This window comes from Candidatus Thorarchaeota archaeon, from assembly GCA_013388835.1.
In the GTDB taxonomy this organism is placed as follows: domain Archaea; phylum Asgardarchaeota; class Thorarchaeia; order Thorarchaeales; family Thorarchaeaceae; genus JACAEL01.
The window spans coordinates 125,722-140,833 of the sequence record JACAEL010000014.1 but is presented as its reverse complement, the minus strand read 5'-3'; the positions used below and the strand labels follow the sequence as shown (position 1 = coordinate 140,833).

15 protein-coding genes are annotated in these 15,112 nt (G+C 55.1%); 7 read left to right on the top strand and 8 right to left on the bottom strand.

The window, feature by feature from the left end:
- Positions 1 to 42: 42 nt before the first annotated feature.
- Positions 43 to 879: a hypothetical protein gene (locus HXY34_02850; protein NWF95058.1), complete on the top strand. Its 837-nt coding sequence runs from the start codon at positions 43 to 45 to the stop codon at positions 877 to 879.
- A 7-nt stretch (positions 880 to 886) separates the two neighbouring features.
- Here the strand turns inward: HXY34_02850 and HXY34_02845 are convergent, their stop codons facing one another.
- Both HXY34_02845 and HXY34_02840 read right to left on the bottom strand, forming a co-directional pair.
- The gene (locus tag HXY34_02845) at positions 887 to 2,008 is read right to left on the bottom strand and encodes a hypothetical protein (protein NWF95057.1); all 1,122 of its coding nucleotides are present in this window, start codon (positions 2,006 to 2,008) and stop codon (positions 887 to 889) included.
- 50 nt (positions 2,009 to 2,058) lie between these two features.
- The gene (locus HXY34_02840; GenBank protein NWF95056.1) at positions 2,059 to 2,940 is read right to left on the bottom strand and encodes a methyltransferase domain-containing protein; all 882 of its coding nucleotides are present in this window, start codon (positions 2,938 to 2,940) and stop codon (positions 2,059 to 2,061) included.
- Positions 2,941 to 3,039: 99 nt separating this feature from the next.
- Between HXY34_02840 and HXY34_02835 the strand changes: the two genes are divergently transcribed.
- From HXY34_02835 to HXY34_02825, 3 genes are all read left to right on the top strand, one after another.
- Entirely contained in the window at positions 3,040 to 3,729 is a 690-nt protein-coding gene (locus HXY34_02835; protein NWF95055.1) for a DNA alkylation repair protein, read from the top strand.
- Between the two features lie 227 nt (positions 3,730 to 3,956).
- Positions 3,957 to 5,090 (top strand): DUF763 domain-containing protein, encoded by a 1,134-nt coding sequence (locus HXY34_02830; protein ID NWF95054.1) that lies wholly within the window; start codon positions 3,957 to 3,959, stop codon positions 5,088 to 5,090.
- A gap of 104 nt (positions 5,091 to 5,194) precedes the next feature.
- A complete protein-coding gene (locus HXY34_02825) occupies positions 5,195 to 5,998 on the top strand; it encodes an MBL fold metallo-hydrolase (GenBank protein NWF95053.1) in 804 nt (267 codons plus the stop codon).
- Between the two features lie 5 nt (positions 5,999 to 6,003).
- Here HXY34_02825 and HXY34_02820 read toward each other — a convergent pair whose 3' ends face one another.
- A complete protein-coding gene (locus HXY34_02820) occupies positions 6,004 to 7,152 on the bottom strand; it encodes a tetratricopeptide repeat protein (GenBank protein NWF95052.1) in 1,149 nt (382 codons plus the stop codon).
- 107 nt (positions 7,153 to 7,259) lie between these two features.
- On the opposite strand from HXY34_02820, the gene HXY34_02815 reads away from it, so the two are divergent.
- The 3 genes from HXY34_02815 (at position 7,260) to HXY34_02805 (ending at position 9,882) form a co-directional block, all read left to right on the top strand.
- Positions 7,260 to 8,021, top strand: a complete 762-nt coding sequence (locus HXY34_02815; GenBank protein NWF95051.1) for an HAD family hydrolase — start codon at positions 7,260 to 7,262, stop codon at positions 8,019 to 8,021.
- 17 nt (positions 8,022 to 8,038) lie between these two features.
- Entirely contained in the window at positions 8,039 to 8,389 is a 351-nt protein-coding gene (locus tag HXY34_02810; protein NWF95050.1) for a hypothetical protein, read from the top strand.
- Between the two features lie 83 nt (positions 8,390 to 8,472).
- Entirely contained in the window at positions 8,473 to 9,882 is a 1,410-nt protein-coding gene (locus HXY34_02805; GenBank protein NWF95049.1) for an MEDS domain-containing protein, read from the top strand.
- On the opposite strand, the gene HXY34_02800 is transcribed toward HXY34_02805, so the two are convergent.
- The 5 genes from HXY34_02800 to HXY34_02780 all read right to left on the bottom strand — a co-directional run bounded on the left by HXY34_02800 (position 9,879) and on the right by HXY34_02780 (position 14,765).
- Entirely contained in the window at positions 9,879 to 10,121 is a 243-nt protein-coding gene (locus tag HXY34_02800) for a MarR family transcriptional regulator (GenBank protein NWF95048.1), read from the bottom strand. The genes HXY34_02805 and HXY34_02800 overlap by 4 nt on opposite strands.
- Before the next feature lie 88 nt (positions 10,122 to 10,209).
- Complete coding sequence (locus tag HXY34_02795; protein ID NWF95047.1) at positions 10,210 to 11,595, bottom strand: aspartate kinase; 1,386 nt, start codon at positions 11,593 to 11,595, stop codon at positions 10,210 to 10,212.
- Positions 11,583 to 12,668 carry an aspartate-semialdehyde dehydrogenase gene (gene asd / locus HXY34_02790; GenBank protein ID NWF95046.1) on the bottom strand — a complete coding sequence of 362 codons (1,086 nt, stop codon included), beginning with the start codon at positions 12,666 to 12,668 and terminating at the stop codon, positions 11,583 to 11,585. Before asd ends, HXY34_02795 begins: the two co-directional genes overlap by 13 nt.
- Positions 12,669 to 12,672: 4 nt before the next feature.
- Positions 12,673 to 13,395 carry a UPF0280 family protein gene (locus HXY34_02785; protein ID NWF95045.1) on the bottom strand — a complete coding sequence of 241 codons (723 nt, stop codon included), beginning with the start codon at positions 13,393 to 13,395 and terminating at the stop codon, positions 12,673 to 12,675.
- 11 nt (positions 13,396 to 13,406) lie between these two features.
- On the bottom strand, positions 13,407 to 14,765 hold the full coding sequence (locus tag HXY34_02780; GenBank protein ID NWF95044.1) for a 4Fe-4S binding protein: 1,359 nt from the start codon (positions 14,763 to 14,765) through the stop codon (positions 13,407 to 13,409).
- Positions 14,766 to 15,112 lie beyond the last annotated feature (347 nt).

The following is a 15,112-nucleotide window of genomic DNA, read 5'->3' as shown; positions in this document are numbered from 1 at the left end:
AAGCATAATGCTCATTTCTAGAACAGGCTGTCACGATGGTCGATGCAGAAACTCAGGACACGGGACTTTAATCTCAGCGACTCCATGGAGTGTGGACAGACATTCTGCTGGCAGAAGCATGGTGAAGGATATGTGAATGCAGATGTTGGTCAGTGTGTCTATGTCCAACAGAAGGGAGACACTCTATTCTTTGACAGCTCATCGCAGCTCAATGAGACCTCTCTGACTGAGATGCTACGCCTTTCGGACCCACTCGACCAGATACAAGGAGAGGTCTGCAAAGACGAACTCATGAGGCGGGCAATACAGTACGCGCCCGGACTCAGAGTCGTCAAGGACCCCGAGTTTCCTTGCCTGATATCATTCCTCTGCTCAATACGGAACAACATTCCCAATATCAGGAAGACATGTCAGGAGATTAGACGCAGGTATGGACCTGTCTACCGACTGATGGATACCGAGTTCCATGGGATGCCTGGACCAGAACGCCTCGCGGGGATTCCACCGGACGAACTCAGAGAGCTGGGTCTTGACTGGCGGGCGGAGTTCATTGCAAGAACATCAATGTCTATCGTCAGGGAAGAGGTAATGCTATCAGGTCTGTGCCAGATTCCTTACGAGGAGGCGCATACCGAACTCAAGCGCCTCTATGGAGTCGGTGATAAGGTCGCCGACTGTGTCTGCCTGTTCGCCCTAGGACATCTGGAGGCGTTTCCGATAGATGTCTGGATTGAAAGGGTCATACAGAAACACTACGGGATCTTCACACAGAGTGGGAAGTCATATGCCAAGAAGTCCGAGGCGGCCAGAGCGTACTTCGGCAGATATGCAGGATACGCTCAGGAGTATCTATACTACTACTCAAGAAACACCTTCTAGGTACAGACTAAGTGGAACGGAGGCTCTGAAGCTTCTTGCGCTTCCTCCCATACCACGAGTGGTCCTTGACATCCCTTGAAATCTCCCACGCACGCGTCTCATAGAACGCCAGAGGATGACTCACATACTCACATAGTGGGTCGAACCTGTTGCCCAGATAGACGGGACACAGTCCACTACCCTGAAGCTTACGACAACCGGGCGGAGTGTAGCCCTCTCCCGCATTCTTGCCCTTGATGTGCCGGACTTGATATTCTGCAAGGCTCTTCACGAAGTCCGATGATGCCCGGAAGACCCCCGTGACGTCCTCTTCACTCATTCCAATCCTCAGCAGAAAGGCGGCCAGTGTGAAACGTGGCTCGTGCGACAGGCTCCTCCCAGCCACAGCATCCTCATAGATCTGGGCTATGCACGGCGGCAGGGCGGATACAGTGGTTTCTGTGGGCCGCCAGGGCTCGCGAGTCGGCATCTTCAACTTCATCTCGCTCTCGATTCGCTGGACGGCAAGAGCAAGTCTGTCCGAGATTGGTGGTACTTCCAAGGAACTCCCGAGTATGAGCTTCTTGAACTTGCCAGATATCAACCGGTCGAGCTCTGAGCGCCTGATGGGAACCCACCCTCCGTGAACTGGACGATTAGCCATCTTCCATGAGACGTCGTGAAAGTCCGGAGCCACTTGGAGGAAGTCCTCAAATCGTATCTCCATCTCATATCCGACCAGCCAACGGGAGAGCTTCGCACGGTCTTCAATGGTCCGCACATGCCATCCAAACGAGGTGTTACACAGGTCCATGACGAACCTATCGGTTTCCTTGCTCAGGTGCCTGTTCACCGACTTCGACTCGGCCTCAGCTTGGTACTCGATGAGGCGAGGGACACCAATCCACTCAACTATGAGTCTTGCAGTGGTGTAGATGAGGAAGTCTCGAGGGTCGCCTGTGTCGACCAGAGGAATCTCCCTCTGATCCAATGCAGCGAGCACTCGGTTTTCCGCAGCCTCCACGATGTACTCGTTGCTCTCAAGGCGTAGCAAGTCAGTGAGTACGCGCAAGTCTCTGGCTACTGCGACTGATGCCTTGCGCGCCTCCATTGAAAAGGGATAACGCAGCATCCTGCCGCTGTTGCTCAACGCCTTAGTATCCGCTCCTGCTATGACTGAGTGACATGGTGGCGCTCACATCAGAATGTCGGTTGGTAGTCATCAACTCCCCGCTCATAGAACTTCCTCCCACATGAAGTGCACTGGAACACCTGAACTCCACGTGAGAGGGCCCATCTGTCCAGCACCCTGAAGACCTTCGTGCTTTGACACGAGGGGCACTTCACCTCTGAGTCATCATGCGCCCATGGAGAGCTGCGACGACTACTGTGTGTATTGGAAACGCTGGACGCCTCCACACGCTGTGACCGGGATCGTACTCCAACAACGATGGCACGAAAACCATCTGCCAATACATGACTTATGGACGCATAGCCTGACCGACTGAAGACATCTGTCAAGTCTTCAAGACTGTGTTTACACATGTGAGGATACCTTCTTCGAGCGTGTTCCTCGGAAACGCCACGTCCAACCATGGCCTTGACGAAACCCTCCTCATCACCCGAGACAAAGTCGAAGACTGCACAAGCACCTTCCGGCCGAAGAAGGGCCGCAGTCTGGGTTAGGAGACCAACAGGATTGGCCACCTCGTGAAGCAGATAACCTGCAAAACAGAGGTCTGCGCCCGGGGAGCCCACACTGATGGACTCAGTGTCAAAGTCAACTCTTACAAGACGGAAGCGGTCCTCGGGAAGGACCTGCCTCAAGAAGTCCCTTGCGCGAGCAAGCATCTCTTGGCTTGCGTCAAGCCCATAGACGAAGCTGGACCCAAGGCGCCCCACTGCGTCCACCAAGAACAGACCCGGGCCGCATCCCAGTTCGACAACGGTGTCCCTCCTTCTCGAACCCAGTACATGGAGAAGAGCACTCCAGAAGACTTCGCCGTATCTTTCTGTGTAGGAGTCTATGAGACCCTTGACTCTCTGAGGGTCGTCCCAGTCGGCCTTGGCAAGATTCTCCATGTGATGAATCCTCGTCCGGGGCGTGAGATTCGGACACCGATACATCCCGGCCAAACGATAAAAGACTTGACATACGTGGGAAAGCTGGTCGAATGGACATTGGCAGACGCTCGGTGGATGGCCATAGTTGAGGACCTGCGAAGTGAGGGCGACACGAAGCAGGCCCAAGTACTCGCGGGATACCTGAAGACGTCGAGCTTGGAGTTCTTTGGCCTGAAGATTCCCGCCATAGCGGCTATCACGAAACGACATACACAGGGCATGTCACATCTGGAACTTGCTGAACTGATGCCGCAGCTCTGGTCGGTGCCTGTATATGAGGCAAGACGAGCTGCTATAGTAATACTGCAGTCCTACGCCAGACGTGGAGATCCGGAGATAGGTCTCGCACTCGTATCGGACTGGCTTGATGATGTTGACACATGGGCACTGGTCGACCCGATGTGTACTGAGGGACTGGGCAGGCTGGTGATGAGAAGCTCAGATGTGGAGAGGACGGTGGCAGAGTGGCGCAACAGCGAGAACTTCTGGCGGCGCAGAGCCACCATACTTCCATACCTGTATATGTCACTCAAGCGCAACTTCAGTGAGGACAATGTCCCCAGAATCGTGGACTCCCTGAGACCACACCTAGCTGACCGGCAGTTCTTCGTGGCCAAGGCCGTGGGATGGGTGCTGAGAGAGCTCAGCAAGAGGAGCCCGGGTTCTGTGAGAAGCTTCATCGCGGAGAACAGGGCGATCATGAGTCCGCTCTCGATACGAGAGGGCAGTGAGAAACTGCAGATGTGATTGAGTCAGTCCATGGCCGTGCACAACTGACTCAAATGATAGGACTGACGACCTCAATGAGCAGAACGGTACCAAGTCATGGAGAGGCTGGAGATGAAAGGAATGCAGCCAGTCCCACCTCTTCGCAGTCTGTTCCAGCACATGCTAGAATCGAGTCAGCACATGCCAAGCTGCATAGTAGTCTCGGTCATCTGTTGGGCTTATTATGCATCTGGCAATGAGTCTGGTTGGAGCGATCCTACGTGAAGAGAGCAGGCATCGCAGACCTGAAGCTGCATCCGGGGAAGGCCCCCCACTGGCTTGTGAAGAGAATGATGCCCATGGCCAGTGCCATCTGCGAGTTCATAGTGGATGAGTATGGGACTCTTGAACTCCTCAGAAGACTCTCAGACCCGGTGTACTTTCAGGCACTCTCCAATGTGCTCGGATATGACTGGGACAGCTCCGGATCCACCACTGTCACATGTGGCGTACTGAAGTCCGTGCTGGGCTTCGAGCAACACCAGATGATAGCAGTCGGAGGCAAGGGAATGGCCGCCCTCAAGACGCCTGAGAAGCTACGGGCACTGGATGACTATGGCATGGACGGGGCAGCACTCGGTCACATCAGCCGGATGGTTGCAAAGGTGGACAACGCTGCCGTGCAGGATGGCTACCAGCTGTACCAGCACGTCTTCTTTGTCGATGACAAGCAGAACTGGGCAGTGGTCCAACAGGGGATGGACAGCAGAACAAGTGACGCCAGAAGGTACCACTGGATATCAGAGTCCGTCGACAGCTTCGTGGAAGAACCACACAGTGGGATGATATCCGGTCGTGTCAGCAACGACACACTTGACATGACAGCACAAGGCTCTCAGGAGTGTAGAAGCACATCAGTAGACCTTGTCAAGGAGGAGCCTGTGCGGCTGAAACGCCTGTTCGAAGACCTCAGGCCTTACGGGGAGTCAACGCTCATACCATGGGTTGAGCCCAGCAGAAAGGTCATACTACTCCCGTCATACAAGGTCCTCCCAAAGAGAATTGACTGGGCTGCTGTACGGAGGGCCTATGAGACCCAGCCGAGCAACTACGAGGAGCTATTGGGAGTCAATGGGATTGGGCCCGCAGCGGTCAGAGGTCTTGCACTCGTTGCAGAGATGATCTTTGGAGCTGAGACCTCATGGTCCGACCCAGTACGCATGACCTTCGCCTTTGGTGGAAAGGACGGGGTGCCGTTCCCGGTGCCACGAAAGGAATATGACGAAGCCATCCAGTTCATGGAACAGACACTCAGCGAAGCCAAGATGGGACGAAGAGATAGAGTTGTTGCGCTTCAGAGACTGAAGCGGTTCAGCCCACCAGTGCTGAGGGAGATGTGAACGGGAATCGGAGTACAGGAAACGATATAGGTGAACGGACCAACGAGGGGGGAAGACTATCCGACCACTGTAGCTAGGACCAATCAATCGAGTGCTGACGGACAATGATAGAGGTGGAGCAGTTCCGCGACGACATCGTCTGTGTGAAGACTGCAACAGAGAGCAACGGTCAGCCAATAATGTGGGTCTATTCCTATCTGATTGGGAAGGTGCTCTTTGATGCCGGCTGTGCCAATGCTGCATCAGAGTTTGCATCTGTGGTAGGCAAGCATCCGCCAGAGATGCTCTTGGTGAGTCACTCCCACGAGGACCATGTGGGGGCATGCTCCCAACTGGAACACAACACACCGGTGTACGCTCGACCTGCTGTGATTCCGATACTGAGAGCACCTCCGGTCATTGGTGAGTTCTTCAGCTATGTCTGGGGACAGCCTGGACCCGTAGAGGATGTAAGGGTCATCCCAACGAGCGTGGAGTCGGGCGACTACTACCTGGAACTGGTCGAACTACCCGGCCACGGACGTGACATGGTGGGGTTCTACGAGCCGCGGAAGAGGTGGTTGTTCTCAGCGGACGCAGTGCCTCTGCCTTCTAAGAAACAGATTGCAATCGATGACGAGAACGTCCCGCGGATGATTTCCACAATGGAGAAGATCCAGCAGATGGACATTGCGGTTCTCTTTGACTCCCACCGGGGCCCGATCCAAAGCCCCCGTGAGCACATTCAGAAGAGAATTGACTACCTGAAGGGCATTGCTGAGAGAGCGCGGGTGCTGCATGAAGAGGGAGTCAGCATAGATGACATCGTGAAAGCCCTGGAGTTTGAAGCACCTTGGTACATGGACCTGACGGGCCGCCGGTTCGGGATGGACTATCTAATCAGGTCATTGCTCTTCGACAAGCCCTAGGACCATCATTCACGCTGCTTCTTCTTCCTGAGCTCAAAACGGTCATAGAACGTCCGTGTGGCCTTTTCATGTTCGCGTTGAGCTCTGTATGCCTTCTTCTGCCTTGAGCAGTTTATTCTTGCAGCACGGCCTAGGTTCTGCACCCGCTCGGCCTCACGTTCGTTGTCTTTCTTCCGGTATAGCCGCCGTGCATTCTCCCAAGACTCAGTAGCCGCGCAGAAGTCCTCCAGTCGCGCACAGGCAGTCGCATGAGCGTCCCAGACATCGGGGTCATCTCTGTAGAATCTAGTCAGTCGGAAGAGTGTCTCCTCGGCCTCCGCCCACTGCTCAAGCTCCATGTACAAGAGTCCAAGATTGCGGTGGGCAGACACATGCTTCTTGTCCCGCACTATTGCTCTGGTGAAGTGCTCCACAGCGGACTGGAGTGCTCCGGACTTGTACGCCACCATGCCCATGGTGTTCTCCACCGAGGCGTCCGTGGGGTCTAGCTTGGCTGCTCTTTCAAGTGCACGCATAGCATGTTTGTAGCGCTCCGCGCGGATGTTCACATCAGCCAAGACCCGCCAGGCCTCCATGTTGTCAGGTGCAAGCTCTGTCGCAGACTCAGCGGACTTGATAGCCTCTTTCCATCGTTCGAGTAGGCCCAATGCCAGCGCGCGGTGAACCAGAGCAGGGACAAGCTCGGCCCGAAGCTCAAGCGCACGGTCGTAGCTTCTCACTCCGTCTTCCAACAGACCAAGCTCAAGTTCTAGGTCACCTCTTCGAATCCAGAGCGAGGGCTCAGACGGCATCTTCTCGACCAGAGACTCGATGATGTCAAGCTCCTCCTTTGAGCGACCTAGCAAGCGCAGAGCTGCTGCCTTGTCACGAAGCGCCTCTGTGTCACCCGGAGCAAGCTGAAGCGCCCTCTCAAAGGACTGGATTGCCTCCTTGGCCTTCTCGGGCCCGAGGGCAAGCAGCACGCGGCCCCTGTTAGTGTGAGCCTCAGCCAACTCGGGGTTCAGCCGCAGTGCAGTGTCAAGAGCCCGAAGCGCACCTCCGAAGTCCTCCATCTTCGCCAGAAGCACCCCTTTCACATTCCATGCAGCCGCATCACTTGGATTCGACTGCAGGTACTTCTCAACAGCAGCAAGGGCGTCGCTCTCGAGTGACATGTCAGTACGGACGAGCACTAGTCCATTGCCAAAAAAGGTTCTCTTGTGGGAAGGCTACCAGTATCGGACCGCAATTGATACAGCTAGCGATAGACAAATGTCTGCCATTGTGTTTCAATCCTCTGTCCATGAAACTCAGCGATGTCTCTGCAGTGATATTCGATCTTGGCGGTACGCTCTACCATCCTGCAGTCCAGCTCTGTGACACCATCAGGGAATTCCTCTTCAGACTAGGCATTTCAGTCCAGAAGCACATGACTGACGACGAGCTCATCGAGGTCCTCACGAACTCTGCAGAGGCGTGGCTTGACAACTTCATGTTGGTCAACAATGTCGACGTGCACTGGCGACCGTCACAGGCGGAGTGGTTGAAATACGACCTTGTGTTCCTCCAGACGATCGGTGTGTCTGACAATCTATCCGAGCTGGCCCATGAGTATCAGAAGATGTGGGAGGAGAGGCTGGCTCATACAGTGCCAGTGCTTGTGGACGGAGTCACAGAGGCTCTTGACACTCTGAAACAGCACGGCTACGATCTAGCCGTGGCCTCGAATCGGTTTGGCAGCCCGTCTGGTTTTCTGGACGAACATCGAATACTCCACTTCTTCGATGCAGTCGAGTACACATCAGTGCCCGGATACAGAAAGCCGTCGCCATATATGCTACTACGTGTCGCAGAGCGACTAGGTTACAACCCAAGAAGATGCATATACGTGGGAAACACAATAGGGCTCGATGTGATGGCAGCTAAGAATGCAGATATGCGTCCGGTGCTCCTCACAGGGATAGACCATCGCGAGACAGGCAGAGTTCCAGAGGATGTTGTCGTGATCGACAGCATCGCTGAACTCGTCCGAATGCTGGTATAGTTGAGGCGAGGCACGAGTTGAAGCCGAATTCGAAAGAGGTCAGACGAGTCGAGTGCACACAACCGGAGTGTGAGGTGGAGCTGGGCGTTGGAGAGGAGTTCTACTATCAATTCCACCGACATGGTTCAGTGGGAGAGGAGACGGAGTTCTCAATTGACCGAACCGACATAGTCCGCCATGAGAAGACCAGTCTTGAGTACGTCCACCCCGACAGAGTAAGGCCCGGATGGACCGGAGGGGATATGGAACGAGGGGAATGGTTCTTCAAGGCAATAAAGGCAGGCACTGCAAGACTGACCATCAGGGAGCTCTTCAGAGGCCGTCTGGAGAACGAGCGCGTCCTGATTCTGACTGTCAAGCAGGCATGAGCCGCGCAGCCCATTCACGGATGCGGTATACAGATATAATAGTAGAACCGACACAGGAACAGGCTTATTGGTGAGGCGGTCAGTTGTCGAAACAAGAGGACACTGCGAAGGCTCTGTCTGATTTTGGTCTCACACTCTATCAGGCAAGAGTATACCTTGCAGCCGTTAGGCTTGGTACAACTATCCCCAGTAGGATATCGGCCACTGCCAAGGTGAGACGAGAGGAGGTCTATCGCGCGTTGCCAGTCTTGGAGAAGATAGGACTGGTAGAGAGAGTGCTTGGCAGGCCGGTAGGCTACCGGGCTGTACCAATCGAGGATGCTCTGTCAATGCTGATTGCACGAAAGAAGAGCGCTGCTGAGAAAGAACTGACGCAGCTTGCTCAGTTGAAGACCGAGTTTCTTGAAAGACACCGGGAAGAACTTCAGCCAACGGAAGCCATCGAAGAGGACAATCACTTCGTTCTTGTCACGGACAAGGACGCTGTCAGAAGGCGGACCTCGACCTCAATTGGCGAGGCCCAGAGAGAGGTCGCAATCATTGACACCGGTGAGAACGTGATTCGGTTTCTCACAGCCTTCTCAGACTCGCTCCATTCGGCCTGCACGAGAGGGGTGCGTGTCAGGGTACTGACCGAGTTCTCAGCCAAGCTCCCATCAATACCAGACAAGCTGTGCAAGTGCTCTGGTCTGTCCTTTGAACTGCGCTATGTCAATGACCTACCAGGTCGATATCTCATTATAGATGGACAACAGGTCCTCATATCCACCTCGACAGGCAGGTCTATGGTCAGTGAAAGTGCACTGTGGACAAATAACCCGAGCCTTGTCGAACTGGTGGCAAGAAGCTTTGACAGCAAGTTCAGAGACTCGACGGACTGGAGGAGCCACAAGCCTCAGGATGAGCTGTCAAAGTTCCTGAGAGAGATTAGACCACATGATCATGCCATACTCGTCTACGACTCGATTCAGGCTAAGCAGAAGGTGCTCTTCACTTATCTTCAACACGGACTCGCCAGCGGAGAGGCTGCAAAGTACGTGTGCTCTGAGGAGACCTCTGAGGATATTCGCAAGGCAATGAACAGATTCGGTATGATGGTTGACGAAAAGGAGCAGAGTGGAGCGCTTGATGTGCTCGACTACACCGACCTGTACATCAAAGACGGGGTCTTCAGGATAGAGGATGTGATGCAGGCATGGGACAGATACTATCGGACGGCCATAGCTCAGGGTTTCAAAGGCATGAGGGTCACAGGAGAGATGTCCTGCTTCATTCAGCACGACATGCTACGAGAACTGATTGACTATGAGAGAGCACTCCACTCTGTGCTCGAGTTGCCAATGTCGGCGATATGTGCCTACCGTGCGGACCTCCTCAAGGGTGTAGAGGACCCCCCCGGAATATACGCCGAACTGGTCAACGCACATGGAAGGGTTCTGTTCGCCCAGAGAAACCACGATGTCGGAGAGGTGGAACTGAGAATCGCGTACTAGAAACTCTCGCGAACAGGTACGTAGACCCACTGCCGCATGTCTTCCAGACATGGCACTCGCTTCACCAACTTCTTGCTGAGCAGGCGTCTGAGAGCATACCTGACTGTTCTGGGTGCAAAAGACACCTGATCCAACAACTGCTTGGGTGTCGTTCCCTTTCGTCCACGTTGCATCAGTATCTCGAGGACTATCCTCTGACTCTTCGTAAGGTCTTGACTCTGGTCAAGAGGCTGAATCATTCCTAATCACCGCATATATCCAGTGTTAGTTGGATATAAGGGGGTGTGACTGTGGGGCCGCAGTCACACACAGAAATTGTGAGGCGCTTCATGGTCTGTACTCTTGCACAAACGCCCTGTTGTGGACAGCGCGGACTGCAGACTCGAGGTCCCCTCGCGGGACTAGGAAGTAGTACGCCACCTCCGAAGCACCAGCAGAGATCATCTCAACGTTTATTCCGCGCTCGGCCACCGCAGAGAAGACCATTGCTGCAATCCCCTTTGTCCGCAAGACGCCCTCGCCAACAACTGCGACGAGTGCGACATCTTGACGCACCTCGATTCGCTCAATCACCCCGCCAACGAGCGGACGGAGCGCAACAACACTTCGTTCAGAGTCAGCACTGTCAAGCAGGAGGTTGATGCAGGTCTGAGAGGTTATCACTGAGTAGATGTTTATGCCTCTATCACTCAGTCGCCGTCCAATGTCACCTATGATCCCGGGTTTGTGACCAACTCCTGCACCATGCACCCTGAGCACAGATACCCCCGTGTTATAGGTGACACTCTTCACCACGTTGCTTCCAGCGCGACCATCGGGTCGGACAATGGTACCCACTCTATCAGGCGCATGCACGCTTCGGATGGACACGCTGATACTACTACCCACCAGTGGTTCAACCGTGCGGGGATGGAGAATCTTGGCCCCGAAGTAAGACAACTCTGCCGCCTCGTAGTACGACAACTCGTCAATCCTTCTGGCATCCGGGACAAGCCGTGGGTCGGCGGTCATGAAACCATCTGCATCCTTCCAGATGTGTAGCGACTGGGCTCCCAGAGCACGAGCTATTACAGCCGCACTGTAGTCGGAGCCGTTCCTTCCGAAGGACGAGGTCTTGCCCTCCGGAGTACAGCCAAAGAAGCCCGTGATGACAGGGATGATGCCGCGGTCGATGAGAGGGCGCACCGTTGAGCTGAGATTCCGAGCGACCTCAGCCAGGTCCGCCGTCGCGTTGTCGCAAGAACCATCAGTGACCACACCTATGCGGTCCGACTCTAGTGCTTCAGAAGGCAGACCGGTCTGCCGGAGGACCCCAGCCATAAGAAGTGCGGAGAGGCGCTCGCCCTGACTCAACACAAGGACCCTGACAGGGTCAACCATCTCACCCGTGTACGCCACGCCATAGAGAAGCCTTTCCAGTCGTCTGAGACGCTCTTCAATAGCTGTCCCCACTTCACTGCGAAGGGATGGTTCGGTCACGGTCTCATCGAGCATCTTGAAGTGTCTTTGACGAACCCGGTCGACATACAACTGTACTTCGTCCTCGGAGCGGAGAGCAGAACGAACGGCCTCGTCCAGTATGTCAGTGACTCCATAAGCGGCTGATACGACCAGTGCCAGAGGTACACCTCCCGACTGCCGGACTATCTTCGCCACTCGAAGAAGGTCTCTGCCATCTCTCAGACAGCCACCGCCAAACTTCATGACCTGCATTCGCTCACCTCCGAATCGGTGTTCAGGTAGCCCTTGGCCATGGCGAACTCTGCGTTGAGTACCGATGCACCAGCAGCTCCACGTATCGTATTGTTCACCAGAAGGAAGAAGCTGAGCCTGCGTTGCTTCTTCCTGAGCCGGCCTATCACAACAGCCATTCCATTGTGCGGTGGTTCAAGATGGAGGTCTCTCGCCGGCTGCGGCCTGTCGGATTCGCCCACGACCACGATTGGCTGTGGGGGTGCTGTGGGCAACCTGAGCCGCTGAGGCTCCTCCGTGTAGTTCATGAGAGCAGCCCTTGCGTCCTCTATGCTCACATCCTGCTCGAGGTTAACCGTGACACTCTCCAGGTGCCCGTTCATGACTGGGACTCTGGCACAGCTTGCATCAATCTCGAACTGCGCCGGTCGAATGTCCTCCACATCCAGCACCCCAAGTATCTTCCGTGACTCCCGCTCAATCTTCTCCTCCTCCTGAGCGATGAAGGGTATGACGTTTCCGAGTATGTCCATTGAGGCCACACCTCGTCTGCCTGCGCCTGACACGGCTTGATATGTAGTCACATTCACATACCGTATCCCGAAGGACATCAGAGGTCGTAGGCCAAAGACTAGACCTGAAGTGGAACAGTTCGAGTTTGTGACTATGAAGCCACGGCCGTAGGGCTGCTTGCGAACAAGACGGAGATGCTCCGGATTGATGTCCGGGATCAGTATCGGTGTGTGACCGTCCATCCTATGAGCGCTTGCGTTGCTGAAGACATGAACACCGGACTTGGCGAGGTCTACTTCAATGTCTGAGGCAATACTGGCCGGGAGGGCACAGAAGGCGAGTGACACCTCTCTGTCAAGCACCGACTCCGGGCGGGAGTCTGACACCTCCAGCGCCCGCACATTCGCTGGCATCTCTCCTCCAACCACCCACTCGGTCGCCTCCTCGTAGGTCTTGCCTACTGAACTCTCAGATGCGGTCAGCATTGAGACCTCAAAGTAAGGATGGCCGCTCAGAAGTCTTACAAACTGCTGGCCTACAAGCCCAGTCGCACCAAGTATGCAGCATCGAATCTTATTCATTTGTTCAGCCTCCATATCCCCTAGATATGAGTTCTTGACGTACGTCTGCACGGACAAACTCTGGAATGATACCATGGATACCGATGGTCTCGCCCACTAGGACCATCATCCCCCTGAGTCCCGAGGCGGCGGTGGCTCTCAGTGCATATTCAATGGTCTGAGGACTGCTGTCTGAGACACGATTACCAAGGGCGGTAGCCGCCGCATCGGCAAGGGCAGCATCATCGGCGAAGACTGTAGCAGCATCAGACACCCCGAAGCTGAGCGAATGGCCTACGGTGCCGGATGAGGTGCAAATAGAGAGAAGCCTTCCCGTATCCGTCACTCTCATTCCAAGCTGGCGCATCGCATGTTCACCTGCATAGACACCCACAACGACGGGGTGTGACAGAAACATCGCGATGTCGCCCCCATTGTCGAAGACCACATGTTCGGCGCCCAGGTCAACCAGACGCTCCACCACATACTGAGCTATTGCTCCTGCTACTGCGGCCATTGGACCAACCCGCATGGTGCTGGCAGCATTGGCCATGTGTTGGACGATTGCGGGGGCTGTGTCTGACACCCGCACCGGCTCCAAGCTGTCCCCAAACTCGGCGTGACTCCGCAGATAGCCGACAATGGACCTGCGTGCCTCAGCCACTGCCTGTTCCGCAGGTCGAACGAACTCGGGCTCTGAGAGCAGGGTGGCATACGTTTCGCCTATACTGATGTGAGTACGTCTCAAGTGGCATCACCTCATCCCCTCACTAGAATCGCCCTCTGTGGGCAGACATCCGCGCACTCACGGCATCCTGTGCACTCGTCGGGCCTATACGAAACAGTGCCACTTGTGTCCTGAGAGTAGACACCGCATGGACATATGGCAACACACAGACCACAGTGAACACATCGTGTCTCATCCAATCGTACAAGTTGGTCATCTGGAACAGGTGGAGACCCTGCAGAGACTCTTGTGCCCCGGGGAGTCCGCTGGACCATGGGTGCCACCGTGTCCTTTGATCGAAGAGGCTCCACAGCTGCACTGAGGAGGAAGTCCCCGGAAGCGATTCTCCTCTTCAGAAGTTCCGCCACCCGAAGTGCCATCTTCAGACTTGAGAGCGAGGATGTCTTGACCTCCCGACCTCTCACTTCGATTGCGCCTGACTTCAGTTCCTCGTAGTTCACCTGCGCAAGGACAGGACGACTCCTGCTCGGCACTCCATAGTCGAAGACACTCGTTGTGATGTCTGCATCTGAAACCCCCGCTCTGCGCGCTATGTCGACGTTCAGGACCGGGATTGGTACAGACACCCCGACGTAGAGCGTACTCCCGTATCCCGTAATTGTCGCGCCCCTGATGAACTCAGGAGACATCTGCTTCAGGTCTCCCTGTAGCATCAGTGTGCCGAAGCCCGTGATAGGGCTGTGTTGGGTCCCGCTCCCGACCACAAATCCCTCTGCACCGCCCAAGAGCACTCTGGTACCGACACCGATTGTGGCATAGACTGGGTCATTAGCAATAGGGGACAACTCTCCCGCGCCGGAGTAGTTCGCATTGCCTGCGTCCGGAAGAAGCTTGCCCATGTATGTGTAGAGTGTCTTGTTGGAGGTATTGGTGGCGACGCCGTATCGTTCGTAGCAGTTCCGCGGATTCGACATCGTCGCCTGGTTCAACTCGTCGATTACAATCTCCGTCGAGATAGACCTGCTCGGATAACAGTCAGTGCCGTAGCCCTGTGCACGAAGAGTCACAGGACGCCTCCGAATCAGGTCCTCTATCACATGCCCGCCACCATACTCTATTCCATGTGTCTCCGATGGCCGAGTGGCTCCGAGGTACGCATCTACAGCAGCGACACCTGCGTAGGCCTCAACGTCATTGAGCCAGACCCTCGACATCTTGATGGGCGGCTCGGAGTGCCCGAAGTTCATCCACACACCAGATGAACACATCGCGCCAAACGTGCCAGTGGTCACCACATCCACTTCATGAAGTGCGGCCTCCGGACCTAGCTCTGCTACAATCTTTGTCATCTCTGAAGCATTGACCACTCTGACGCTACCGTCTCTAATCCTCTCGTTAATCTCACCAATGGACTTCTCTGGTTGTGCCATCCTGTCACCTCCGAGCCTTCGAAACACATGTCCGTCTGAGGGAGGATAAGCCGGTCAAGTAGGACATGACAACAGCCAACTGGAGATCAATACTCGTTCGACCGGGAGCCTCACGGCTTTCGTTCTCCAGACTCTGCAGCCCTCATTCCTTCCTCATCCAGAGGAGGTCAGTGACTGAATTGGCGAGGGCCTCTGTCTGTCCTGCGAGAAGCGAAGGCCAATCTGACGATGTCTGCGCGACACTCCGGGTTTCTTCGCCTCTTCCTCGCTCATAGACTTGGACAAGTAGTTTCGATTGGCATCGCCGCCTCACCCTCGTCGCCTTAAGACCTTTTCGAGATTCAGCC